Raw genomic sequence first — 24,343 nt, forward strand, 5'->3', positions numbered from 1 at the left:
GGTCAGCTCCTCTTGTCGCCGGCGTAATAGACCCAGTGGCGCGAAGACCAGAAGGCGATGAGGGTGAGGGCCATGATGATGAGGAACAGGACCCAGGCGATGGCCGAGGCATAACCCATGTCGAAGCGCTTGAAGGCCTCGTCATAGATGTAGATCGGCAGGAGATAGGTGGATTTCAAAGGCCCCCCTTGGGTGATGATGTAGGGTCCGTTGAACTCCTGGAAGGCCTGGACCATCTGCATGATCAGGTTGAAAAAGATGACAGGCGTGATCAGCGGCAGGGTGATGTAGACAAAGCTCGTCCATTTGCCGGCGCCGTCGATCGAAGCTGCCTCGTAGAGAGTCTTGTCGATGCTCTGGAGGGCGGCGAGGAAGATCACCATGGCCGAACCGAACTGCCAGAGGCGCAACAGCGTGATGGTGAACAGCGCATTGGTCGGGTCGCCGAACCAGTTGACCGGCTCGAAGCCTATGAGGGCGAGGCCCATGTTGACGAGACCGACATCGGCGAAGATGTAGCGCCACAGAACCGCGATGGCGATCGAACCGCCGAGGATCGAGGGCACGTAATAGGCCGTCCTGAAGACGTTGATGAACCTCAGCTTGTAATTGAGGATCACCGCCATGAAGAGCGCGAAAGCGAGCTTCAGCGGCACCGTCGTGAATACGTAGACCAGCGTCACCCAGAGCGATTTGCGGAACGTCCGGTCGTTGGTGAACAACCGGATATAGTTCTGCAGGCCCGTGAAGACCGGCTCGTTCATCAGGTTATAGTTGGTGAAGCTCAGATAGAGTGACGCAAGGAAGGGCAGGGCGGTGAAAACCAGGAGCCCGATGATGAAGGGCGACAGATAGATAAGCCCAAGGAACTTGTTGTCGCCGCTCATGCCGCCCGCCCCAGTCTGGCCAGCGCTTCCGGCAGGCGGTTCATTCGACCGGCATGTGCGGTGACGGCTCGGTCACAGGCAAGGTCGCCCGTGAGGTTCGTCGCGCAGTTGAGCGAACCACCGCCGATAGAGGCGATGTTGAACGAAGAGACACTTGCTTTATTGTGCATCGCGACTTCTGGCCCTTCGATTTGCGCGCACACCTGATCCGTCAGGCTCCCGCAATTGAAGCGCCATTTCCTCCCATTAATGTCTCAGGCGTGTTGAGTTCTTAGCTCCCGGGCTGATATTCTCACTTTGCCAGCGAGATCAAATCGACGAATTCGGGGAAAAGGATGGAGAAAATCGAAGGTAGCGTTCTGTCTGCCATTCCGATGAACGCGATGGCGTTGACGTTGACGCGCTCAACCATAAGGATGCAGCACTCGCATACCTGGGGCGTGGACAAATCGAACAGCGTGCATGACCTGATCATCTGCCTGACGGGCTCGGCTCGTTATGAAGTCGGGGGCGAGACGATCGACATGGCGCCGGGCAGGGCGATGCTCCTGCCTGCGAATACGTGGTTTTCCGGCCGTTCGACCTCGTGGGAGGCCTATACCGGCATCGCCCAGCATTTCACGCTCGACCTCTTCGGACGGCTCGACCTGATCGCTCAGATGAACCTGAAACACGCCGTCACGCTCGCCCGCTGGGAGATGATGGAGCCGCTGACGCGTTATTACCACGACAATTCGCCGCCCTATTCGACGACGCTGCTTCAGCATCACCTCTTCATGTTCCTGTTGATCGAATTCATCGAACAGGCTCATACCGGCTGGAGGGAGCAATCGGTCGGCAACGTCAACAATCCGGATGCGCTGTCCTTTTCGGTCATGGTGGCGGCGAGCCAGATCGCGGCCGATCCGCTGGGCGAGGAGATCGTCGGAAGAACGATCGATTCGGTGCCCTACAATCCGGATTACTTCAAGCGGGAGTTTCGCAAGCGCGTTGGCTGGACGCCGGACAAATTCCAGGAGTTCAAGCGGATGGAGCGGGCCATGGGCCTGATGGCCGGCGGTTGTACGGTGAAGCGCGCCGCCGAGCTTTCCGGCTATACGGACGCCTACTATTTCTCCCGCATGTTCAAGCGCTATATCGGCATCAGCCCGCAGGGCTATCAGCAATCAGAAAAGCGCAGCCGCGAGGGCGCCTTCCCGAGAGGCGAGGAGGATGGCCAGCTCATCTATCCGCTGACCCGCTGAAGAGGTCGAAGCCTTTGGGCCGGGTTTAATGGCTGGTTCCCGTGGGTTCCAGGCCGACCTTGCCGCAGATCGGCAGGCCCGGCGCCGGAATTTCTTCCGGCGCCGGGCGATCGTTCACGCGAGCTATTTGCCCGCCTGCCTGGCCGCACGGTCGATGACGTCCGCGACCTTCTCCGGCTGGGAGGCGAAGACGGCGTGGCTTGCCTTGATCTCGGTGATGTCGCTGCCGGCTCGCCGGGCCATGTCCCGTTCCAGTTCCGGATTGATGGAGCGGTCCTCTGTGGCGACGATCGACCAGCTTTTCCTGGTATGCCAGGCGGGATTGCCGATCTTGGCGGCGAAAGCCTCCTTGGCGGCAAATACCTGCGACCGGGCGAGAAAACGGGCCTCGTCCTTCGGCAGGTCCGCCGCGAAATCGCCCGGGAATGCGGCCGGGTCGATATAGAGATATTTGCCGTCCTTCGTCTCGCGGATGTTCATGCCGCCCGCCGGTTTCGAGCTTGCGAGGCTGAGCAGGCTTTCGCCCTTGTCGGGCTGGAATGCCGCCACATAGACGAGGCCGGCGACATGCGGGTTGTGTCCGGCTTCGGTAATTACCATGCCGCCATAGCTGTGTCCGACGAGCAGGGTCGGGCCGTCCTGGAGGTCCAGCACCCGGTGGGTGGCGGCGATATCGTCGGCAAGCGAGGTGATCGGCTGCTGAACGATCGTCACGTTGAAGCCGCGCCTTTCGAGGATTTCGGTTGCCTTGCGCCAGCTCGAGCCATCGGCCAATGCGCCGTGGACGATGACGATGTTCTTGACATCCGCGGCCTGCGCCGCAAACGCGATGACGCTGGTGGCAAAGGCAAGTGCGAAGGTGGAAATACGTCTTTTCATGAGTTTAACTCCTGTCAGTTGATGTGGGATGAGTTGGGATGGGGTCTAACCGAAGGTGAAGGCGTAGGCTTCGACACCCGGATCGAGGAAGCGGATCTCGAAATTGCGCGCCTCGACATCGCCGGCCTGACGAACGAGTTGGTAGAGCTTTGTCGCCGTCACCGTGCCGTTGCCGTCTGCGTCGATATCGGCGCCGTGGCTCGTTCCCGGCGCCTTGCCGTCGATTGTCACCTGGAAGCGGACCGGCTTGCCGGCAGCGCCGGGACCGAGGACGAGATGCAGATCGCGGGCGCTGAACCGGTAGGCGATGCCGCCGCCCGGCTGACTGAGCGTCGCCTGTTCCGCGCCGACGGTCCAGGTGCCGGAGAGTCCCCATTCGTTGAGGCTCGGTTCGTCGATCGAATAGTCGCGGGCGGCGTCGGCGTGCAGGGTTTCCCGGGAGGCGAAATTGGTGGCGCGCTTGTAGCCGAGATAGGTTTCGCCGGAGCGAACGTTGCGCAGATCCGGGCTTGTCTCCGCGCCCTTGGCGTCGGGCACGACCGGCGCGCTGGCTGCCATCTCGCTTCCGGCCTCGCGCAGCAGATCCTGGATCGCCTGCTCGGACTGTTTGTAGTTGCCCTCGCCGAAGTGGTGATAGCGGATCTGGCCCTTGGCATCGATCAGGTACTGGGCGGGCCAATAGCTGTTCTCGAAGGCGCGCCAGATCTTGTAGTCGTTGTCGATTGCGACCGGATAGCCGATCTTGAAGTCGCCGATGGCCTTTTTGACATTGTCGATCTTCTTCTCGAAAGCGAATTCCGGAGCGTGCACACCGATCACCACGAGGCCCTGATCCTTGTACTTTTCGGCCCAGGCACGGACGTAAGGCACGGCGCGGATGCAGTTGATGCAGGAATAGGTCCAGAAATCCACGAGTACGACCTTGCCGCGGAGCTGCTCCGAGGTCAGCGGCGGCGAGTTCAGCCACGCGACCGCGCCGTCGAGCGAAGGTGCACGGCCCTCGACCGGCAGGGTGCTGCGGAACGGCCGCGCGGGATCGGCTGCGGCGCTCGCCATGCCATTGCCGGCGATTTCCGAAGGCGTGCCGGTTGCGGGCTTGGAATGCAGCCTGTCGAGCACCGCCTGTTCGAAGGAGGCGGTGCTGGCATAGGACAGACGGGCGAGCAGGCCGGTATCGAGGCCAAGCGCAATGACCGCGACGCCGGCAAGCACGGCGGCACCCAGGACCTGGCGGATCCGTTCACTGACACCGAGCGAATGCTTCATTCCGGCAAAGACCTTTCCGCCGACGGTGAGCGCAACGGCGAGGGAAGTTGCTGCGCCGGCGGCATAGGCGACGAGCAGGAATGTCGTTTCGAGGTTCGCGCCCTGCAATGCGGCACCGGTGAGGACCAGGCCGAGAATGGGGCCGGCGCAGGGAGCCCAGAGCAGGCCGGTCGCGACGCCGAGAACCAGCGAGCTCGTCACCGTGGGTACCGTACCGGGTGTGCCCGAGGCATTCAGGAGCCGGTTGCCGAAATCAACCACCGGACGGGTGACGAAGCTTGCGACACGCGGCGAAAGGAGGCTGACGCCGAAGATTGCGAGCAGGAGGATGGCGGCGAGCCGGCCGTATTCGTTGGCGTGGATCGCCCAGCTGCCGCCGACCGCCGCAAGCGTGGCGACCAGCGCAAAGGTGGCGGCCATGCCGATCAGCATCGGCAATGTGCTGCGGACGAACGGCTGTCCGGCGCGCGCAAAGACGAAGGGAAGAATGGGGAGAATACACGGGCTGAGGATCGTCAGCGCGCCTCCGAGATAGGCAATGATAAGAAGCGTCATCATCGTTTCCTTTGACACCGGATGTTCGGGTTCTGGGCGGCGGTGCGCTCGACCAGCAACGGGCCAATCTGGCCGGCGCGACGTATCCCGGATGTGTCCGGGTTCGCGGGAAAATGTACCGAAGTGTAGGAAACCGCCCGGTGCGCTACAGAGCGACACAAGTCGCCAGGCGCGGCGGAAGGTGGCCGGATCGGCGCTGCCTGAATTGTATCAGAACGTATCCCGGCGGCCGGATGCTACATCCGCATTCAAAACCCGCGGCTCGGGACATATCGGGGATACATGGCTCCGGCTTTTTTCCGATCGTGATCAACACGAATTGGAGAGATCGATGTCCGACCGAATCAACCACCAGCGTCGCCGCTTCTTCGGCGTTGCCGCCATGACCGTTGCAGCGGTCGAATTCGGAATGACCGGCACTGCCGGCGCCCAGTCTCCGCCGCCTGCCGCGACGCCATTGACCGCCGTCAAGGCCGGCACCAACACGTCCTTCGCAGCGCTGAAGCAGGTCAGGGCGGGCGTGCTCGATGTGGGTTATGCCGAGGCCGGTCCGGCAGACGGTCCCGTTGTCCTGCTGCTGCATGGCTGGCCCTACGACATCTACAGCTTCGTGGATGTCGCGCCGCTGCTCGCTTCTGCCGGTTACCGGGTCATCGTGCCCTATCTCAGGGGCTACGGCACGACACGCTTTCTGTCGAAGGATACGCCCCGCAACGGCCAGCAGTCGGCCATTGCGGCCGATATGATCGCGCTCCTCGATGCGCTCGGGATAGACAAGGCGATCGTCGGCGCCTTCGATTGGGGCGCCAGGACCGCCAACATCATGGCGGCGCTCTGGCCGGAACGCTGCAAGGCGATGGTATCGGTGAGCGGCTACCTGATCGGCAGCCCGGAAATCAACAAAAAACCTCTGCCGCCGAAAGCCGAGCTTGCATGGTGGTACCAGTTCTATTTCGCCAGCGAACGCGGCCGGTTGGGCTACGAGCAGAACCGGCGCGATTTCAACAGGCTTATCTGGCAGACGGCGTCGCCCACCTGGAAATTCGACGACGCGACCTTTGAAAGATCGGCCGCCGCATTCGACAATCCCGACCACGTCGAGATCGTTGTCCATAACTACCGCTGGCGGCTGGGTCTTGTCGAAGGCGAGGCCCGGTTCGATGCCTTCGAACAGCAGCTCGCCATGGGGCCGATGATCTCGGTGCCGACGATCACCATGGAAGGCGATGCCAACGGCGCGCCGCATGCCGATCCTTCTGCCTATGCGGGCAAGTTCTCCGGAAAATACGAGCATCGCACCATCACCGGCGGCATCGGCCACAACCTGCCGCAGGAGGCCCCGCAGGCCTTTGCGCAGGCTGTTCTGGACGTCGACCGGTTTTGAGCCCCAATGGCTGCCGCGGAGATAATTCTTGGCTTCGCGGCAGCCATCCTGCGGTTTAAAGAAGGAAGGGCGGTGCGATACCGTTCTCATCAGACAAGGATTTGAAGCCCGAAAATGGATCATATCGACCATATCCTGATCGTCGATGACGACCGCGAAATCCGTGAACTGCTGTCGAGCTACCTGAAGAAGAACGGCCTCCGGGCGACGGTGGCCGCGGATGGCCGCCAGATGCGCAGTTTTCTCGAGGCCAATACGGTCGACCTGATCGTGCTCGACGTGATGATGCCGGGCGATGACGGGCTCGTCCTGTGCCGCGAGCTCAGGGCCGGCAAGCACAAGGCGACGCCGATCCTGATGCTGACTGCCCGCAGCGACGAGATGGACCGGATCATCGGGCTCGAAATGGGTGCCGACGACTATCTGCCGAAACCGTTTGCCGCGCGCGAATTGCTGGCGCGCATCAAGGCCGTCCTGCGCCGGACGCGCATGCTGCCGCCCAACCTGCAAATCAGCGAGGCAGGCCAGCTGCTGAGCTTCGGCGACTGGCGGCTCGATACGGTCGGCCGCCATCTGCTCGACGGACAGGGCACGGAAATCGCGCTGAGCGGTGCAGAATACCGGCTGCTGCGCGTCTTCATTGACCATCCGCAGCGTGTGCTCAACCGCGACCAGATCCTCAACCTCACGCAAGGCCGTGATGCGGACCTGTTCGATCGGTCGATCGACCTTCTGGTGAGCCGGCTTCGCCAGCGGCTCGGCGACGATGCGCGCGAGCCGACCTATATCAAGACCGTGCGCAGCGAAGGTTACGTCTTCTCGGTTCCCGTCGAGATTTCGGAGCCGAAGCCGTGAGCGCCAGCGTCTCCCGTTTTTTAGGAAAATTATGGCCGAGCACGCTGCGTGCCCGGCTTTTCCTCATCCTGTTTACAGGCCTCGCCATCGCCTACGGGCTCTCCTTCAGCATCCTCTTTATCGAACGTTACATGTCGGCAAAGGCCGTCATGCTCGGCACGCTTGAAAATGATCTTGCGACATCGATCGCCATCCTCGACCGGCTGCCGGCCGGCGAGCGGGCCGATTGGCTGGATCGGTTGAGCCGCGGCAACTACCGCCTGGTGCTCGGGCCGGGAATTGCCGGCGTGCCGGAAATGTCGGGCCGCGGCGCCGAGATTACCGGCAAGATCCAGGAGGCGGTGGGGCATCGGTTCCCGCTGCGGGTGGAGTCCATCCCCGGTGACGTCAGGCGGCTGCAGGGTCACCTCACCCTTTCCGACGGCTCTCCACTCACCATCGACGTCACGCCGAGGGGTGTCATGCCGATCGCCGAGTGGCTTCCTTACGTGTTCGCTGTCCAGATGGCGCTGCTGGTGATCTGCACCTGGTTTGCGGTCCGGCAGGTGATCCGCCCGCTCGGAGACCTTGCGGCCGCAGCCGATGCGCTCGATCCCAACAGGAAAGGCCCGCCCTTGAGCGAGGTCGGCCCGAGCGAAGTCGCCCATGCGGCACGGGCCTTCAACGCCATGCGCGAGAGGATCGCCCATTATCTCGAGGAACGGGTGCAGATTCTCGCCGCCATCTCCCACGATCTCCAGACGCCGATCACCCGCATGCGGCTGCGCGCCGACATGGCGGACGATTCGCCCGAGAGGGACAAGCTGGTGCATGACCTCGGCGAGATCGAGCGGCTGGTGCAGGACGGCATAGCCTATGCGCGCAGCGCGCATGGCAATGGCGAGAAAGTTTCCCGCATCGATCTTGCCTCGTTCATCGACAGTATTGCCTATGATTATCAGGACACCGGCAAGGCGGTGACCGTCGCCGGCGTGGTACAGGGCACCGCGTCCACCAAACCGCACGCGCTGCGCCGCATCCTCTCGAACTTCATCGACAATGCGGTGAAATTTGCCGGCGCGGCCGAGATCAGCGTCGAGCGAAGGAGCGAGGGTGACATCGTCATCACCGTCCTCGATCGCGGGCCAGGGATCCCCGAAAAAATGCTGGAGGCGGCCATGCAGCCATTCTTCAGGCTGGAGCAATCCCGCAACCGCGAAACCGGCGGCTCGGGGCTTGGTCTTGCCATCGCCCAGCAGCTTGCCGCAGCACTCGGCGGTTCGGTGAGGCTCTACAATCGCGCAGGTGGCGGGCTGGCTGCCGAAGTCACCATCCGCTGATATCGGAGATCGGCCGATTTTCGAAGCGTTTTGTATGAAAGGATGTCCTGCGAGGTCCGCGCTACGGTTCGATACATTTCCGGCGATTCTGGAAACATGCCGGATACCTCCGCCCGTCAAACCACTCCCGTCAACCGATGTCGCAACCGGCGACACCAACAAAGGAGTGTTCCATGACCAGGATCGACAAGGTTCTCTATACCGGCAAGACCCGCACGACCGGCGGCCGCGACGGGTTCTCGCGCAGCGACGACGCCCAGCTCGACGTCAAGCTTTCACCTCCCGGCAGCGCGCATGCCGGCACCAATCCCGAGCAGCTCTTCGCAGCCGGATGGTCGGCATGTTTCATCGGCGCCATGGGTCTTGCCGCAGCTAAGCGGAAGATCAAGTTGCCCACCGAGACGGCGGTCGATGCCGAGGTCGACCTCGGGACGACCGAGGGCGCATACTTCCTGCAGGCCCGCCTCAACATCAGCCTGCCGGGCATCGATCCGCAACTTGCCAATGAGCTTGTCGAAGAAGCTCACCAGACCTGCCCCTATTCGAAGGCGACCCGCGGCAACATCAATGTCGAGCTGATCCTCGCCTGAGGAAACGCGGTTTGCGCGTCGCGCCGGATCGGCGCGACGACAGGCAGGAACCGATAACCGGACGAGGCGGGCGCCTCGTCCCTGGAGAACCCCATGAGATTGGTGATCATCTGCATCCTGGGAGCGGCCGTCTTCGCGGCGCCCTGCATATACGACGTAACCTCACTGGAGCCATCGGCCTTGGCCGGTCTGCTGGCTGCAGGTTCCTCGTTCTGAAATCCCGTCCGGGAAAAAGCGGCGGCCGGAAGCGCGAACCCGGTCGCCGTCGTCACATGCTTCGCGATCCCGACCCGCACTCGACCACGCGACCGTAGTGGTCTACTCCTCGGAATGCGCGTGTCCGCCATGCCGGTGAAACGAATATCGTCATGCTGTGGCCCTGTCGTTTCAAGCAAACTGCAACGGACGCGCGTTAGGCAATGTGGGATATCGCGCTCGCAGGAATGCGGGCGGCTTTTGGAGGGAGCTTGGGCATGAGCCAGCCAATTCTGATCTGGGGCGCCGGTGCGATCGGCGGCACGCTGGGTGCGGCTTTCATCCGCGCCGGCGAGGATGTGATCTTCGTCGACAACGTCAAGGACCATGTCGATGCGATCAACGAGAAGGGACTGAAGATCGTCGGCCCGATCTTCGAAGATACCGTCCAGGCCAGAGCGTATCTGCCGGAAGAGCTCGAAGGCCAGTATCAGCGGACTTTCCTCTGCGTCAAAGCCCATCACACGGAGGCGGCGGCAAGGTCTCTCGTCCAGCACCTCCCCGCAGACGGATATGTGGTCTCCGCCCAGAACGGGCTCAACGAACGCGTGATTGCCCGCATCGTCGGAGAACATCGCGTCATCGGCTGCTTCGTCAATTTCGGCGCGGACTACCTGGAACCGGGCGTCGTGCAGTATAGCGGCCATGGCGCCGCGGTGATCGGTGAACTCGACGGGCGTTTCACCGATCGCGCCGAGGATATCTATCAGCTGATGCGGCATGTCGAGCCGAAGGCCCTGATCACCAACAATATCTGGGGCTTCTTGTGGGGCAAGCTCATCTACGGTGCGCTGCTGTTCGGCACGGCTCTCACCAATGACAGCATCGCCGATGTACTCGATAATCCAATCGCCCGCCCGGTTCTGCGCCGGCTCGCGCTGGAAGTCGCGACGGTGGCGGCTATCAACAACATCCGGCCGGAAGCCTTCGACGGGTTCGATCCGGCTGCCTTCGGGCCGCTGGCCTCGCCGGAGCAGACCGACACGTCGTTCGACGACATGGTGGCGCATAATCGCAGGTCGGTGAAATCGCATTCCGGCATCTGGCGCGATCTCGCCGTGCGCAAGCGCAAGACCGAGGTGGACGCCCAGGTGATGCCGGTCGTCGAGATCGGCAGGGAATCACGCGTTCCGACGCCGCTTGCCGCCCGCCTGATCACCATGATCCACGAGATCGAGGACGGCAAACGCCCGCTCGACATGGCCAATCTCGAAGAGCTGGCGACGGTCACGGCATGAACATTTCGTTCGACGGCAAGGTGGTGATTGTCACGGGTGCTGCCCACGGTTTCGGTCGGGCGATCGCGCGAGGGTTCGCGAGCCGCGGCGCGGCGGTGCATGCCTGCGACATCGATGCGGCGGGGCTCGATGAAACGGTCAGGCTCTGCGGGCCCAAGGCCGAGGCACATGTGCTGGACGTCGGCAATCGCAGTGCCGTGCAGGAGGCCGTCCGGGCGATCGAGGCAGCCTCCGGCGCGCCGGACGTCCTGATCAACAATGCGGGCGGCGTGCGCGGGCAGGTGGGCCGGCCGATCGAGGAAATATCCGAAAGCGACTGGCAGACGATCTTCGACGTCAACCTGTCCGGCGCCTTCTTCATGGCCCAGGCGGTTGCGCCGGGCATGAAGAGGAAAAACGCCGGGCGCATCATCAATATCTCCAGCGGCGCCGGTCTTGGAATTTCGCTGACGGGCATCCAGGCCTATGCCAGCGCCAAGGCCGGCCAGATCGGGCTGACGCGCCAACTCGCCCATGAACTGGGGCCGTGGGGCATCACCGTCAACAATGTCGCGCCCGGCTTCGTGCGCTCCAACCCGGCGACCGAGCGCCAATGGGAAGCGATGGGCGAGGAAGGGCAGGCGCGGCTCCTGCAGAATATTGCCCTGAAACGCCTTGGTACGCCTGACGACATCGCGGCCATGGTGATGTTCTTCGCGTCCGACTTCGCCGGCTGGATTTCCGGGCAGATCATCAGCGTGGATGGCGGCAAATGAGCGTCGGGGGCCTATCTCGACGCGCATGATCAGGCCTGAAGAAGGGGCTCATTTCCGTTTCGCAATCTGCCAGAGAAAAAACGGACCACCGACGAGGGCGATCAGCAGGCCGACAGGCACCTGCCAGGGAAAGATGATCGTCCGGCTGAGCCAGTCGGCAACCGCCATTGTGACGCCGCCGAGGAACGCGCTGACGAAAAGCTGAGGCAGCGGCCGATGATAGCCGAGATAATCGGCGGCACGTGGCGCGATCAGCCCGACGAAGCTCAGCGGGCCGACAAACACGGTTGCGGCAGCCGCGCAGAGCCCGGCCGCCAGGAGGATGGAGAGCCGCACGGTTTTCAACGGGATGCCGAGCGACATCGAGGTCGCCTGGCCGAGCGGCAGGATTTCCAGCCAGCGCGACATAAGCGGTGAACCGGCCAGGATGGCGAGCAAGATGCAGCCCGCCGTTGCCGCATCGCCGAGAGTCGCCCGGTAGGTCGAGCCGGAGAGCCAGGCGAGCAGGAAATCGATACGCGGATCGCCGCTTGCCAGGACGAGCGCGGCAAGCCCCGTGCCGATGGCTGACAGGGAAATTCCCGCAAGCAGGATATGGTCGGGCGAAAAGGACGCCCTTGCCGCCATCAGCACGATTGCCCCGAGCGTCAGCAATGCGCCGGCCGCCGCCGCCAGGATCATGCTCGTCCGGTCGAGTTGGATACCGATCAGAAACAGCAGGATGATGCCGATCGCGGCCCCGGACGATATGCCGAGCACCTCCGGCGAAGCCATGGGATTGCCTGTCAGGCGCTGTATCAGCGTACCGGATACGGCAAGGATCGCCCCCGCCGACAGGGCCACCAATGCGCGCGGCAGGCGTAGCGGCAGGAAGGTCGCAAGTTCGGCTCCGGAAGCCCAGTGCCACCCATCGACACCGCGTGCGAGAAGCAGGCTGAGGGCGATCGTCACGGCAATCGTGGCTGTCGCCGCAAACGGCATCCACCAACCGATCACGTGGCGAGGCGACGCCATGCCGGACCCGCCCTGCGTCGGCATGATTGCCCGCATCCGCGGCAGAAGCAGGAGAAGCAGAGGAGCGCCGATGAGCGCCGTCGCCGTGCCTGTCGGCACTTCTTCCGACAGTGGCAGAACCTGCACGAGCTGGTCGGTGAACCAGAGGAGCAATGCGCCGCCTGCCGACGCTGCAACCATCCGCCCCGCAAAAGTGCGCGCGCCGAGCGCCCCTGCGATATGCGGCGCGGCAAGTCCGACGAAACCGATGACACCGACCGCGGCAACGACGGCCGCGCTTAGCCAGACGGCGACGGCCAGACCGGCCAGCCGGAGTACTGCAGGGGAAAATCCGAGGCTGCGGGTGCTTTCGTCATCAAGCTCGAGAATGCGCATCGGTCGGATCAAGCCTGTCGCCAGGGCAAATCCGATCAGCAGCTTGACCGAAAGGTTCGTCACCACGGCCGTGCCATTCTGGATGAGAGACCCCGTCTGCCAGATAAAAAGCTCCGTCATGTAGTCGCGGTCGAGGACGACGAGGAGCGCACTTGCCGAACCGCAGACCAGGCTGACGACGAGGCCTGCGAGCACCAGCAAAACCGGCGAGAGATGTCGGCGCCAGACGATGAGGATGACCGCCGCCGTCGCCAACGCGCCGCCGCCGATCGCCACCAGCTCGCGACCGGTCTCCAGCAGGAATGGCGCAAGGATGGCGGCTGTGCCGAGCGCCAGGTTGGCCCCGGCTGCCGTGCCGACGGTTGCAGGTTCTGCGAGCGGGTTGCGCAGGGTCTGCTGGAAGATCGCCCCCGCAAGGCCGAGCGCTGCGCCGGCGACGATGCTGACCGCCACACGGGGAAGGGCGGAGTGATGGAAAAGCAACTGCCCGACATGGGCCGTGTCAGGTGCGATCAGTGCGCTCCACCAGAGGTTCAACGGCAGCAGCTCGGTTAGCCGAAGCGAGGTCAGGAGAACGCAAAGACCAGTAAACGCCAGGAGCGCGGGGATGGCGAACGGTGTTGATCTCCGCTCCAGCGAAGCCTGCCAGCCTGTTGTCATGCCGAAACCAGATTGTCGGCGAGCAGCGACGCGAAGCGGGCCGCTACATCCAGCCCGCCGAACGGCCAGAGGGTCGGAATGGAGGTGATCGGGTGGGCGCGCACGGCGGGCAGGTTTTGCCACAATGAACTTCTGCGCATCATCCGCACCGCATGCGGCATGATCGGCTCCAGACAAACGAGCCGGGCCTCATCGATGGTTGCGAGCTGCTCCACGCCGACCGTCGAAATCCCCCATTCGCTTGTCTCGCGGTCCCATGCGTTCCGAAGGTCCAGCCGGTCCAGCACATCCTGAAGCAGGCTGCCGGCACCGTAGATGCGCAGGTGCCGGTTGTCGAAAAAGGTGAAGAGGCAGAGAGGGGCAGCCTTGCGGTCCGCGAGCCGCAGGCGCGATTGGTTGATCGTGCGTTCCGTCCCAAGAAGAAGAGCTTCGGCCTCGCGCTCCCGCCCCAGGCGCTCGCCAAGCCTTTTTGTTTCCAGCCTGGCCTGCGCATATGGCGAGGTTTTATCGGCATAGAGGGGGAGATCGTAGGTCGGCGCGAAGCGTTCAAAATCGCTAACCTCCAATCCGTATCCGTAGGTTGCGATGATCAAGTCCGGATCGAGCTCTTCCAGCAGCTCGAGGCTGGGCTCGCCCCGTGACCCGAGGTCGAGCGTCCTCTCCGGCAATGTCGGCTGATCGACCCACTGCCTATACCCTTTGAGATCGCCGACGGCGATCGGCGCAAGTCCAAGGGACATCACCATCCCGGCCGCCGTCCACTCCAGGCAGGCGACGCGCCGGGGAGGGGATGACGCGAAACCGCGGAACGGGAAGGCGGCAAAGGCGCCCGTCCCGCCCAGGAACGCGCGCCTTGTCGGATAGTGGAAGCCAGCGCTCAAGTTGCCTTCCTTACCAGGTAACCCGCACGGAGGCCGTGATCCGGCGCCCCTCGCCATAGAAGCAACCGAAGCCGTCGGCAAAGCAGGAGGCAACGTAATCCTTGTCGAAAATGTTGCTGACGTTGAGCGAAAGTGTCGTGTTGTCCTTTTTGTAGCTGAGTGCCGCGTCGGCGAGCACATAGCTGGGAACCTTGAAGGTATTGGCGTCATCGCCCCAGGTCTTGCCCACATATCGAACGCCGCCGCCGATGGTGAGGCCTTCCAGCGGGCCATTCTGCAACTCGTAGTCCGCCCAGAGCGAGACACGGTGCCGGGCGACGCCGAAGGGCGTCTTGCCGACGTCACTTGTTCCGGCGCCGGAATCCCCGTTGGTTTCCTTTGTCACTTCCGTGTCGAGATAGGTGTAGGCAAGCCGCATATCCAAACCGGAATCAAGGCTTGCCACACCCTCGAGTTCAATGCCGCGCGAGGTGATTTCCCCCGTCTGCGAAATTGTCGCTCCGCCCGGGCCACTATGGCTCACGACATTCTGGCGGGCGAGATCGAAGGCCGACACAGTCATGAAGGAGTTTGAACCCGGCGGTTGATACTTGATGCCGACCTCATATTGGCGGCCCGTCTCCGGTTCGAATCCCGCCTGGGTGATCGGGTTGAAGGATTCGGTATAGCTGACATAGGGCGCCAGGCCGCTGTCGGTGAGATAGACGAGGCCGGCGCGTCCGGTGAACGCGTCGTCTTTCATGTTCACGTTATTGTCGGATTCGACGGCATCGCGAGCCGTTCCCCATGCCCAGTCGTAACGTCCGCCCAATGTCAGCGTCCATCGATCGAGCTTGATCTGGTCCTGTCCATAGATGCCAAGCTGGCTCTGTACGGTTTCAGTGTTCCGGTAAGGCGCCATCGCGCCGATCGGGCTGCCGTAGACGGGATCGAAGATATCGAGCGGATCCACGTCACCGCTCGATGCGTAGTCGCGATAGTAGTGGCGCTTGAAGTCGATACCGGCGAGCAGGGTGTGCGCCAACTCACCCGTATCGAATTCGCCGATGATCTGCGTGTCGATCGTTGCGCCCTGGAGATTGGTGCTGCCGCCGTCGGCATAACGATCATAGGTCCGGCCGTCTGCCTGCAATCCGCCGCCGAAAACGCCTTGCTCCTCATGGGTCAGCCAGACATAGCGCGCGTTCTGGCGGATCTGCCAGGCATCGTTGAAATGGTGTTCGAATTCGTAACCGACGGAGCCGAGCGTGTTGTTATATTCGTCGAAAGCAGGCTCGCCGACAAAACGGCTATTCGGGATCTTGCCAAAGAGATTGCCGGAAACAGTGCCCGATGCCGGAAGATATTGCATGGCCCAGCCGGAGCGATCACGCTGATACTGGCCGAGAACGGTGAGCTTTGTGTCTTCGTCCGGCTTGAACGTGATCGCCGGCGCCAGGAAGAGGCGGTCGTCGTCGACGAAATCGATCTGCGTCGAGCTCTCGCGCACAACGCCGGTCATGCGATAGAACAGCGTGTCGTCGTTACCGAGAGGTCCGCCGAAGTCGAACCGGCCCTCATAATGCTCGAAACTTCCGCCGACGATCTCGACCTCGCGCAGCACCTCTTCGGTCGGCCGTTTGCTGACGTAGTTGACCAAGCCACCGGGTGTGGCCTGTCCGTAGAGAACGGAAGCCGGGCCGCGCAGGACCTCATAACGCTCGGCGCCATAGGACTCGATGGCGTTGAACATGGCGAAATTGGAATCCTTGAGCTGCAGGCCGTCGCGGTAAAACACACCACTATTGCCCGTGCCCATGCCGCGAAGCTGGACCCCGAGCCCGCGATTGTCCGTACCGTAGAGGTCGCCGCTGGCGCCCGGGGTATAACGCAGCGCGCTGTTGAGGCTGTTGACCCCCTGCACGTCCATCTGATCGCGCGTAATCACCGAAATAGACTGGGGGGTCTCGATCAGCGGCGTATCGGTCTTGGTGCCTGTTGCGCTACGGGTCGCCACGAAGCCGTCCACCGGCCCCCAGGCGGTCTCCGAGGTCAATATGATCGGAGCGAGCTCTGTCGCGCTGCCCGACGATGCGGCGGCACTGGTCGCGGTGGGATCCGTCAGCACGACGGTGTTGGCACCCTGGAACCGCCAGGAAAGGCCGCTTCCGGCGAGCAGCCGACCGAGCGCTTCCTCCGGGGATGCGGAACCGCTGAGACCCTGCGTGCGAGCGCCGGCCGGCAGGGTGCCGTTGAAAAGCACGTCGATACCCGTCACCGAGGAGAAACGCACCAGAGCGGAAGAAAGGGGCTGGGCAGGGATCGAGAACGTGTAGGACGGTGCCGGAACCTGCGCCGCTGCCGACATTGCCTGAAAGAGCGGAATGACGCAGGCGGTCGCCAGAAGCAGCTTGCGGAACGATCCTGCCGACATGCCTGGCAGATGGCTGTTGATGATACGACGCGACACGAAAATCCCCCTTAGGCAACGCGACAGACCAGCGCGATACACACGCTCTGATCATGGGGACGAACGTTTTCCCAAAAAACCTGAGTGAAATTTGAAATATTTATCTCGGGTAAATAAAGGTCAGCCATGGCGATAGGGTCTGGACCTTGATCGGCAGGCCGAGCGCCAGCGTGTCGAGGATGGTATCGGACCGCTTCACGTCGACGATGATCGTCACCCGGCTCTGCGCCAGCCTCTCGTCCATGACGATGATCTTGCCGGTGCGCCAGCGGGAGAGAGACGATATGACGTCCCGAAAGGGGGTCGAAAGGAAAACCAGCTTGCCGCTCCTCCAGGAAAGCTGCGTCTCGACGTCCGCTCCGACAGGCACCGACATCCGCCCGTTCCTGTAGATCAGGCTCTGCCCCTGCTCAACGCGCTGGAATTTGTCGCGAGTGGAAACGCTGACCGCATGTTCGGTGACCGTCACGGCGATCCCGTCTTCCTGGAAGCCGACCGAAAAGGCTGTGCCGAGCGCTGTTGAAAAGAGATCCGAGGCCTCGACGACGAAGGGGCGGGATGCGTCCGGTGCGACCTGGAAAAACGCCTCGCCTTTTTCAAGGACGACCCGGCGCCGTTCGGCATCGAAATTGAGTGCCAATGCGGTCCGGGTCGATAGCGTGGCAATAGAACCATCGGGCAGTGTCACCGAGGCGGTCTCACCCGTCCCGGTGCTGTAAGCCGCCGCCGGACCCAATAGGCGCATGCCGCCCCAGGCGGCGCCGGCGAGCACCACGGCAGCCCCGCCCGTTTTCAGGACGGTTCGCCGCGATGGGGACTGCGCCTTGCCGAGGTCATGGACTATGCCGGCCCCGGACCATAACCGTTCCAGATCGGAATAGGCCTTGGCGTGTCTCTCGTCGGCCAGCAGCCATTCCCGAAGGCGCTGGCGGTCGGACGCAGTCTCGCTGCCATCCAGCAGAAGCGCGAACCACTCCGCTGCCCTGCGTGAGATCTCATCCTCTGCCTGTCTGTCGCCGTCCGGCGCTTCTTCCATGAGACGCGATTCCTCAAAACCCATGAACAGAACGAATAGGAGGGGGAGAAATCTGGTCCGGCATCATGAAAGAACTGCTTACATTCCGGCTTTCAACCGTTCCAGCGCAGTCACCATATGGCTGAAGACCGTTTTGGGAGAAATGCCGAGCTTTGTGCCGATCTCGACATAGCTTAGCCCTTCTATCCGCGAGAGCAGAAAGACCTGCCGGCACTTCGGCGGCAGCGAATTGACGATTTCCTGCAGCTTTTTCAATTCATCGCGGGTGAGAACCACGTCTTCGGCAGAAGGACGATTGTCTGCGACGTATTCGAGGTGATCGACGCCGGCGACGAAAGGTGCGATGCGCCGGCGACGTTCATGGTCGGCAGCCAGATTACGTCCGGTGGTCACGAAGTAACCGGCCAGGTCGGAGACGTCGCGCAGAAGACCAGGTCGCTCCCAGAGCCTCAGGAACGTATCTTGCGTGAGATCGGCTGTGGTCGCCGCACATTCCACCCGCCGTTGGATGGCGGCGGCCAGACGTTCTCTCACAGAGAGAAAAACCTCGAGAAAATCGCGTCTACGGATATCGTCCATGCCTCCGACTATACCGGCGCCCGGGGTGGCGGCAAGAGGCCTATCTAAAAATCATGACTAACTTCATCAGGTTTTTCAAGATCACGCATGACTCGAAATCGACGCGGGTTGCTGGTTCAACGAATGGGCGAAGCCGTCGTCGATCGCGCTTGATGAACCCTGACTGAGAGCGTCAGCGCAAGCGGTCCCCACCTTCGGGATCCAGCTCTATCAGGAAAACTTCCGAGTCCCCGGAGATAACCAGATCGTCCGCCGCTTCGGCGCCGAAGGTCAGGCAATCAAGTGGCCCGAGGTCAAATTTCTCCGAACCGAATACGATCGTGTGTTTTCCTGTGGCAAGGACGAATCTCAAAAATGCCGCCGGCGGCAGCGACACGGGCGTCGGCTGCCTGATGACGCGGTGAGAAAATCGGCCGCGCCGCGTCATCACGTTGAGGTCCGTCGTCACGCCATTGACCAACGTGGCAAAAACCGGCCTGTCGGCAGGAAACGGACAGGGCTCCGAATCGAGCTCGAGAGTGACGGACAGGCCGCCATCGATTGTCAACTCCATTCCGGCACCGGAGAGGATCGACAGGGTTCGGTCCACGTCCGGAAAGATCGAGAACGGTCCGTCGGAGGCGACGGTCGCCATGCTGATGCGCCAGTCGAAGTCCTCGATCGATGCGTCGGCGGGAAAGACGGCGATCTCCACCGTCTCGCCGCCTCCGTTCTTCCACGGCATTCGCTTGTGGTCGGATGCGCGCAGGATTTTCATGGGTCAGTTCCCGAGAATGCCGGGCAGGCGAAGTCCGTTTTCCTGTGCGCAATCCACGGCGATCTCGTAGCCTGCATCCGCGTGACGCATGACGCCGGTGGCGGGGTCGTTCCAGAGCACGCGTTCGATGCGGCGGTCGGCGTCCTCGCTGCCGTCGCAGCAGATGACCATGCCGGAATGCTGCGAATAACCCATGCCGACACCGCCGCCATGATGCAGCGAGACCCAGGTCGCACCGGATGCCGTATTCAGCAGCGCATTCAGGAGCGGCCAGTCGGATACCGCATCCGAACCGTCCTTCATCGCTTCCGTCTCGCGGTTAGGCGAGGCGACCGATCCGGAGTCGAGATGGTCGCGGCCGATCACGATCGGCGCTTTCAGCTCGCCATTGCGGACCATCTCGTTGAAGGCGAGGCCGAGCTTGTGGCGCACGCCGAGGCCCACCCAGCAGATGCGCGCCGGCAGGCCCTGGAAGGAAATCCGCTCGCGCGCCATGTCGAGCCAGTTATGGAGATGCGCATTGTCCGGCAGCAGTTCCTTCACCTTGGCATCGGTGCGGTAGATATCTTCCGGATCGCCCGAAAGGGCGGCCCAGCGGAACGGGCCGATGCCGCGGCAGAACAGCGGGCGGATATAGGCCGGCACGAAGCCCGGGAAGGCGAAGGCATTTTCCAGCCCCTCGTCCTTGGCGACCTGGCGGATGTTGTTGCCGTAGTCGAGCGTGGGAATGCCGGCGTTCCAGAAGGCGATCATCGCCTCCACATGTTCGCGCATCGATGCGCGGGCGGCTTTTTCCACCGCCTTCGGATCGGTTTCTCGCTTGGCCTTCCATTCCGCGATCGTCCAGCCCTTCGGCAGGTAGCCGTTGATCGGGTCGTGGGCCGAGGTCTGGTCGGTGACCATGTCCGGGCGGATGCCGCGGCGGACCATTTCGGGAAGAATTTCCGCGGCATTGCCGAGCAGGCCGACGGATTTTGCCTCGCCGGCTGCCGTCCAGCGGCCAATCATCTCCATGGCTTCATCAAGCGTTTCCGCCTTGGCATCGACATAGCGGGTGCGCAGCCGAAAATCGATGCTGTCCGGGTTGCATTCGACCGCCAGGCAGCAGGCGCCGGCCATGACGGCGGCAAGTGGCTGGGCGCCGCCCATGCCGCCAAGCCCACCGGTCAGGATCCACTTTCCCTTGAGGTTGCCGCCATAATGCTGGCGTCCGGCTTCCACGAAGGTCTCATAGGTGCCCTGCACGATGCCCTGGGTGCCGATATAGATCCACGACCCGGCGGTCATCTGGCCATACATGGCCAGTCCCTTCTTATCGAGCTCGTTGAAATGGTCCCAGGTGGCCCAGTGGGGCACGAGGTTCGAGTTGGCGATCAGCACGCGCGGCGCGTCCTTATGAGTGCGGAAGACACCGACCGGCTTGCCCGATTGCACCAGCAGCGTTTCCTCCTCCGTGAGCGTCTTCAGCGTCGCGACGATCCGGTCGAAATCGTCCCAGGTGCGGGCAGCGCGTCCGATGCCGCCATAAACGACCAGTTCATTGGGGTTTTCCGCCACGTCGGGATCGAGATTGTTCATCAGCATCCGCAGAGGCGCTTCCGTCATCCAGCTTTTGGCGTTGAGCTGGTTGCCGCGCGGGGCGCGGATTTCGCGGATATTGTGGCGGGGATTGGTCATCGGAACGTTCCCTTTATCGGTTGTTGTTTTTCTGCGACGCGAGGCCGAGGGCGACCCGCTCGATCTGCGTCAGGATATCTTTGAGATGGACGCGCAGCCGCTCTGCCTTGGCCGGATGATAGGCAAAGGGCAGGGCCTCCGCCGCAAGGTGGGTGGACTGGGCAAGTTCCATCTGGATCGCGTGGACGCCGGTTTCCGGCCTGCCGTAAAACCGCGTCGTCCAGCCGCCCTTGAAACGGCCGTTCAAGGTGCTCGTGTAGTCCGAAACCGCAGTTGCCACATCGAGCACCGCCTGTTCGATTGCCGGGGCGCAGGTCCTGCCCATGTCCGTGCCGATGTTGAAATCGGGCAGGGTGCCCTCGAACAGGAACGGGATATGTGAGCGGATCGAGTGGCAGTCGTAGAGCACAGCAATGCCGTGGATGGATTTTACCCGTTCGATTTCGGCTGCAAGCGCCGTGTGATAGGGCGCATGGAAATCGCGCAGCCGCTCGGCGATGTCGGCCCCGGTCGGCGCGGCACCCTGTTTCCAGATGCTCCTGCCGTCGAAATCCGTTTCCGGAACGAGGCCGGTAGTGTTCTGGCCGGGATAGAGGCTGGCGCCTTGCGGATCGCGGTTGGCGTCGATCACGTAGCGGTGGAACGTGGCCCGCACCGTCGTCGCATCCGCCAGAAGACCGTCATAGAGCTGGTGGATATGCCAGTCGGTATCGGCAAGTAGGCGACCATTGTCGTTCAGCCGGTCCCAGATCGCCAGGGGCACATCGGTTCCCGTGTGTGGAAAACCGAGAATGACGGGGGAGGTGCCCTGTCTGGTTTCAGCAATAGCCATTCACGCCTCCAGGACCGGCAGGATGTCCGCTGAAACGGACGCGGCGAGCGCGCCCGAAGCGACGAGATCTGTCGCCGCCTTAAGGTCGTTTGCCATATAGCGATCCTCTTCCAGGCTCGGAACAACGGAGCGGATGGTGGCGATCACCTTCTGGAGTTCGGAGCTGGTCGTCAGCGGCTTGCGCAGTTCCACGCCCTGCGCCGCCGTCAGCGCCTCGATGCCGATGATGGTCGCGAGATTGTCGGTCATCTGCAGAAGCCGGCGTGCGCCATGGCAGGCCATCGAAACGTGGTCTTCCTGATTGGCGGAGGTCGGCGTCGAATCGACCGAGGCCGGATGCGACATCTGCTTGTTTTCCGACATCAGGGCAGCGGACGTGACTTCCGCGATCATCAGCCCGGAATTGAGCCCCGGCTTCTTCGCAAGAAACGCCGGCAGTCCATAGGAGAGGGCCGGGTCCACCAAAAGCGCAATGCGGCGCTGGGAGATCGCGCCGATTTCGCAGACCGCAAGCGCGATCTGATCGGCGGCAAAGGCCACCGGTTCGGCGTGGAAGTTGCCGCCGGAAACGACGGTGTCATCCGAAAGCACCAGCGGATTGTCGGTGACCGCATTGGCTTCGATCTCGAGCGTGCGGGCGACCGAGCGCAGGAGATCGAGGCAGGCGCCATCCACCTGCGGCTGGCAGCGGATGCAATAGGGATCCTGCACCCGTTCGTCGCCCTGCAGATGGCTTTCGCGAATGACCGAACCCGACAACAACGCGCGCAGAGCCGCGGCGGCATCGATCTGGCCCTTGTGGCCGCGAAGTGTGTGGATATCCGGATGGAAAGGCGCGGAGGAGCCCATGGCGGCATCCGTCGACATCGCGCCGGTCACCAGCGCGGTCTGGGCAGCCCGATGGGCGCGGAACAGGCCGGCCAATGCCAAGGCCGTGGAGGTCTGGGTGCCGTTGATCAGGGCAAGACCTTCCTTGGCGGCCAGCACGACCGGGTTCAATCCGGCCTTCGCAAGAGCCTCGGCGGCGGGCAGCAGATTGCCTTTATAGAAGGCCTCGCCTTCGCCCATCATCACGGCCGCCATATGCGCGAGCGGTGCGAGATCGCCCGAGGCGCCGACCGAGCCTTTTTCCGGGATGAGCGGAATCACGCCCTTTTCCAGCATCGCCTCGATCAGGCGTACCAGCTCGAGCCGCACGCCGGACGCGCCGCGCCCAAGCGAAACGAGTTTCAGTGCCATGATCAGCCGGACGATATTTTCGGCAAGCGGTGCGCCGACACCGCAGCAATGCGACAGGATCAGGTTGCGCTGGAGCGTGGCGACATCGGCACTGTCGATCTTGATCGACGCCAGTTTTCCGAAGCCGGTGTTGATGCCGTAGACCGGCTCGTTGCCGGCTGCGATCTGGGCGATCCGTGCGGCAGCCTTCTTTATCCCCGCGTCGAACGAAGCATCGATCCGCGCCGGCGTGCCGTTCCAGTAGATGTCCTGAAGCTCGCGAAGGCTCACCGAGCCGGGTGTCAGAACGATGCTCATGCGGAAACCCTCTTGCCGTTGTAGATCCGTGCTGCCAGCGGATTGAAGCCGATGCGATAGACAAGCTCCGCCGGCCGCTCGATATCCCAGATCGCGAAGTCGGCAGATTTGCCGACTTCGAGCGTGCCGGTTTCTGCTTGAAGGCCGAGGGCGCGTGCTGCCTCCCGCGTGACGCCGGCAAGGCATTCCTCGACCGTCAGGCCGAACAATGTCGCGCCCATGTTCATGGTCGTGAGCAGCGAGGTCAGCGGCGATGTGCCGGGATTGCTGTCGGTCGCCAACGCAATACGAGTGCCGGCGTCGCGTAGTGCCTGGACGGGCGGTGCCTGCTTTTCGCGAAGCGTATAGAAGGCACCCGGCAGTAGCACCGCGACGGTTCCTGTCTGCGCCATCGCCCCGGCATCCGCCGCCGAAAGATATTCGAGATGGTCGGCCGACAATGCGCCATAGGCGGCGGCGAGGCGCGCGCCGCCGAGATCGGAAAGCTGTTCCGCGTGCAGCTTGACGGGAAGGCCAAGCGCTTTCGCCTTGTCGAAAACCCGGGTGATTTCGGCCGGCGAGAAGGCGATGCCTTCGCAGAAACCGTCGACCGCATCGACGAGTCCTTGCGAATGCGCCGCCTCAAGACCCGGCAGGACCACGTCGGTGATATAATCGCCGTTGCGGCCCTTGTACTCCGGCGGTGTCGCATGCGCAGCAAGCCAGCTCGTGACGATCCGCACCGGCCTGATGTCGCCAAGCCTGCGGGCCACCCGCAGCATTTTCAGCTCGCCCTCGATGTTCAGCGCATAACCGGATTTGATCTCGACCGTGCTGATACCCTCGGCCAGAAGCGTGTCCAGCCGGCGAAGCGCCTGGTTGAGGAGCTCGTCTTCCGAGAGCGCATTGGTTGCCTTCACCGACGAGATGATGCCGCCGCCGGCCCGTGCGATCTCCTCGTAGGTCGATCCCGCCAGGCGCATTTCGAATTCCATCGCCCGGTCGCCGCCGAATACCAGATGGGTATGGCAGTCGATCAGGGCCGGGGTGATCCAGCGCCCGCCGCAATCGGTTTTGTTTTCGGATTTCTCAAATTCGGCAGGCAGGTCGGCTAGGGCGCCGATGAAAGCTATCCGCCCGTCGCGCACGGCGATTGCACCGGCTTCGATCATGCCGAGGCCGGATGCCGACGGAGCAAAAGTGACGATCCGCGCATTGTGCCAAAGCGATGCGGAGCCTGCTGCAGATTTTGAAGAATCTTCCCCATCCATAAGCTTTTCGCCTTTCCTTATGGGCGAACATGTATATACATAATAATCCGAGTGACAAGAAGAATTTTGG

Annotated in this window: 22 protein-coding genes; 8 read left to right on the forward strand and 14 right to left on the reverse strand. The window is 62.7% G+C overall.

Annotation, left to right across the window (positions count from 1 at the left end; all coding sequences use genetic code 11):
- Nucleotides 1-2 precede the first annotated feature (2 nt).
- Both C5J26_RS19260 and C5J26_RS32785 read right to left on the reverse strand, forming a co-directional pair.
- Nucleotides 3-887: a carbohydrate ABC transporter permease gene (locus C5J26_RS19260; protein ID WP_046666067.1), complete on the reverse strand. Its 885-nt coding sequence runs from the start codon at nucleotides 885-887 to the stop codon at nucleotides 3-5.
- Nucleotides 884-1,057, reverse strand: a complete 174-nt coding sequence (locus tag C5J26_RS32785) for a hypothetical protein (protein ID WP_172730192.1) — start codon at nucleotides 1,055-1,057, stop codon at nucleotides 884-886. The genes C5J26_RS19260 and C5J26_RS32785 overlap by 4 nt, the downstream gene beginning before the upstream one ends.
- A 165-nt stretch (nucleotides 1,058-1,222) precedes the next feature.
- On the opposite strand from C5J26_RS32785, the gene C5J26_RS19265 reads away from it, so the two are divergent.
- Nucleotides 1,223-2,131: an AraC family transcriptional regulator gene (locus tag C5J26_RS19265; RefSeq protein WP_105403233.1), complete on the forward strand. Its 909-nt coding sequence runs from the start codon at nucleotides 1,223-1,225 to the stop codon at nucleotides 2,129-2,131.
- 123 nt (nucleotides 2,132-2,254) lie between these two features.
- On the opposite strand, the gene C5J26_RS19270 is transcribed toward C5J26_RS19265, so the two are convergent.
- Both C5J26_RS19270 and C5J26_RS19275 read right to left on the reverse strand, forming a co-directional pair.
- The gene (locus C5J26_RS19270; RefSeq protein WP_105403234.1) at nucleotides 2,255-3,010 is read right to left on the reverse strand and encodes an alpha/beta fold hydrolase; all 756 of its coding nucleotides are present in this window, start codon (nucleotides 3,008-3,010) and stop codon (nucleotides 2,255-2,257) included.
- A 45-nt stretch (nucleotides 3,011-3,055) separates the two neighbouring features.
- The gene (locus tag C5J26_RS19275; protein WP_172745951.1) at nucleotides 3,056-4,831 is read right to left on the reverse strand and encodes a cytochrome c biogenesis protein DipZ; all 1,776 of its coding nucleotides are present in this window, start codon (nucleotides 4,829-4,831) and stop codon (nucleotides 3,056-3,058) included.
- Between the two features lie 331 nt (nucleotides 4,832-5,162).
- Here C5J26_RS19275 and C5J26_RS19280 point away from each other — a divergent pair, with 331 nt between their 5' ends.
- The 7 genes from C5J26_RS19280 to C5J26_RS19305 all read left to right on the forward strand — a co-directional run bounded on the left by C5J26_RS19280 (nucleotide 5,163) and on the right by C5J26_RS19305 (nucleotide 11,227).
- Nucleotides 5,163-6,215, forward strand: a complete 1,053-nt coding sequence (locus C5J26_RS19280) for an alpha/beta fold hydrolase (protein ID WP_105403236.1) — start codon at nucleotides 5,163-5,165, stop codon at nucleotides 6,213-6,215.
- Nucleotides 6,216-6,329: 114 nt separating this feature from the next.
- Nucleotides 6,330-7,070 carry a response regulator gene (locus C5J26_RS19285; protein ID WP_105403237.1) on the forward strand — a complete coding sequence of 247 codons (741 nt, stop codon included), beginning with the start codon at nucleotides 6,330-6,332 and terminating at the stop codon, nucleotides 7,068-7,070.
- Nucleotides 7,067-8,389 carry an ATP-binding protein gene (locus tag C5J26_RS19290; protein WP_105403238.1) on the forward strand — a complete coding sequence of 441 codons (1,323 nt, stop codon included), beginning with the start codon at nucleotides 7,067-7,069 and terminating at the stop codon, nucleotides 8,387-8,389. The genes C5J26_RS19285 and C5J26_RS19290 overlap by 4 nt, the downstream gene beginning before the upstream one ends.
- Before the next feature lie 173 nt (nucleotides 8,390-8,562).
- Nucleotides 8,563-8,979 (forward strand): organic hydroperoxide resistance protein, encoded by a 417-nt coding sequence (locus C5J26_RS19295; protein WP_105403239.1) that lies wholly within the window; start codon nucleotides 8,563-8,565, stop codon nucleotides 8,977-8,979.
- Between the two features lie 93 nt (nucleotides 8,980-9,072).
- Complete coding sequence (locus C5J26_RS33545) at nucleotides 9,073-9,195, forward strand: hypothetical protein (protein WP_256386085.1); 123 nt, start codon at nucleotides 9,073-9,075, stop codon at nucleotides 9,193-9,195.
- Nucleotides 9,196-9,452: 257 nt separating this feature from the next.
- The gene (locus tag C5J26_RS19300; RefSeq protein WP_105403240.1) at nucleotides 9,453-10,472 is read left to right on the forward strand and encodes a ketopantoate reductase family protein; all 1,020 of its coding nucleotides are present in this window, start codon (nucleotides 9,453-9,455) and stop codon (nucleotides 10,470-10,472) included.
- The gene (locus C5J26_RS19305) at nucleotides 10,469-11,227 is read left to right on the forward strand and encodes an SDR family NAD(P)-dependent oxidoreductase (RefSeq protein ID WP_105403241.1); all 759 of its coding nucleotides are present in this window, start codon (nucleotides 10,469-10,471) and stop codon (nucleotides 11,225-11,227) included. The genes C5J26_RS19300 and C5J26_RS19305 overlap by 4 nt, the downstream gene beginning before the upstream one ends.
- A 48-nt stretch (nucleotides 11,228-11,275) precedes the next feature.
- On the opposite strand, the gene fhuB is transcribed toward C5J26_RS19305, so the two are convergent.
- The 10 genes from fhuB to hutI all read right to left on the reverse strand — a co-directional run bounded on the left by fhuB (nucleotide 11,276) and on the right by hutI (nucleotide 24,273).
- Nucleotides 11,276-13,276 (reverse strand): Fe(3+)-hydroxamate ABC transporter permease FhuB, encoded by a 2,001-nt coding sequence (gene fhuB / locus C5J26_RS19310; protein ID WP_105403242.1) that lies wholly within the window; start codon nucleotides 13,274-13,276, stop codon nucleotides 11,276-11,278.
- A complete protein-coding gene (locus C5J26_RS19315) occupies nucleotides 13,273-14,157 on the reverse strand; it encodes an ABC transporter substrate-binding protein (protein ID WP_245441209.1) in 885 nt (294 codons plus the stop codon). Before C5J26_RS19315 ends, fhuB begins: the two co-directional genes overlap by 4 nt.
- Nucleotides 14,158-14,167: 10 nt before the next feature.
- The gene (locus tag C5J26_RS19320; RefSeq protein ID WP_245441210.1) at nucleotides 14,168-16,606 is read right to left on the reverse strand and encodes a TonB-dependent siderophore receptor; all 2,439 of its coding nucleotides are present in this window, start codon (nucleotides 16,604-16,606) and stop codon (nucleotides 14,168-14,170) included.
- A gap of 100 nt (nucleotides 16,607-16,706) precedes the next feature.
- On the reverse strand, nucleotides 16,707-17,642 hold the full coding sequence (locus C5J26_RS19325; protein ID WP_105403243.1) for a FecR domain-containing protein: 936 nt from the start codon (nucleotides 17,640-17,642) through the stop codon (nucleotides 16,707-16,709).
- Nucleotides 17,643-17,720: 78 nt separating this feature from the next.
- Entirely contained in the window at nucleotides 17,721-18,176 is a 456-nt protein-coding gene (locus C5J26_RS19330; protein WP_245441211.1) for an RNA polymerase sigma factor, read from the reverse strand.
- A gap of 217 nt (nucleotides 18,177-18,393) precedes the next feature.
- Nucleotides 18,394-18,978: a HutD family protein gene (locus C5J26_RS19335; protein WP_105403244.1), complete on the reverse strand. Its 585-nt coding sequence runs from the start codon at nucleotides 18,976-18,978 to the stop codon at nucleotides 18,394-18,396.
- A 3-nt stretch (nucleotides 18,979-18,981) separates the two neighbouring features.
- Nucleotides 18,982-20,655, reverse strand: coding sequence for a urocanate hydratase (hutU, locus tag C5J26_RS19340; protein WP_105403245.1), 1,674 nt, complete (start codon nucleotides 20,653-20,655; stop codon nucleotides 18,982-18,984).
- A gap of 13 nt (nucleotides 20,656-20,668) precedes the next feature.
- Nucleotides 20,669-21,487 (reverse strand): N-formylglutamate deformylase, encoded by an 819-nt coding sequence (hutG, locus tag C5J26_RS19345; RefSeq protein WP_105403246.1) that lies wholly within the window; start codon nucleotides 21,485-21,487, stop codon nucleotides 20,669-20,671.
- The gene (gene hutH / locus C5J26_RS19350; protein ID WP_105403247.1) at nucleotides 21,488-23,023 is read right to left on the reverse strand and encodes a histidine ammonia-lyase; all 1,536 of its coding nucleotides are present in this window, start codon (nucleotides 23,021-23,023) and stop codon (nucleotides 21,488-21,490) included.
- The gene (gene hutI / locus C5J26_RS19355; RefSeq protein ID WP_105403248.1) at nucleotides 23,020-24,273 is read right to left on the reverse strand and encodes an imidazolonepropionase; all 1,254 of its coding nucleotides are present in this window, start codon (nucleotides 24,271-24,273) and stop codon (nucleotides 23,020-23,022) included. The genes hutH and hutI overlap by 4 nt, the downstream gene beginning before the upstream one ends.
- Nucleotides 24,274-24,343: the final 70 nt, after the last annotated feature.

It is taken from the genome of Neorhizobium sp. T7_12 (assembly GCF_002968535.1).
Classification (GTDB): domain Bacteria; phylum Pseudomonadota; class Alphaproteobacteria; order Rhizobiales; family Rhizobiaceae; genus Neorhizobium; species Neorhizobium tomejilense.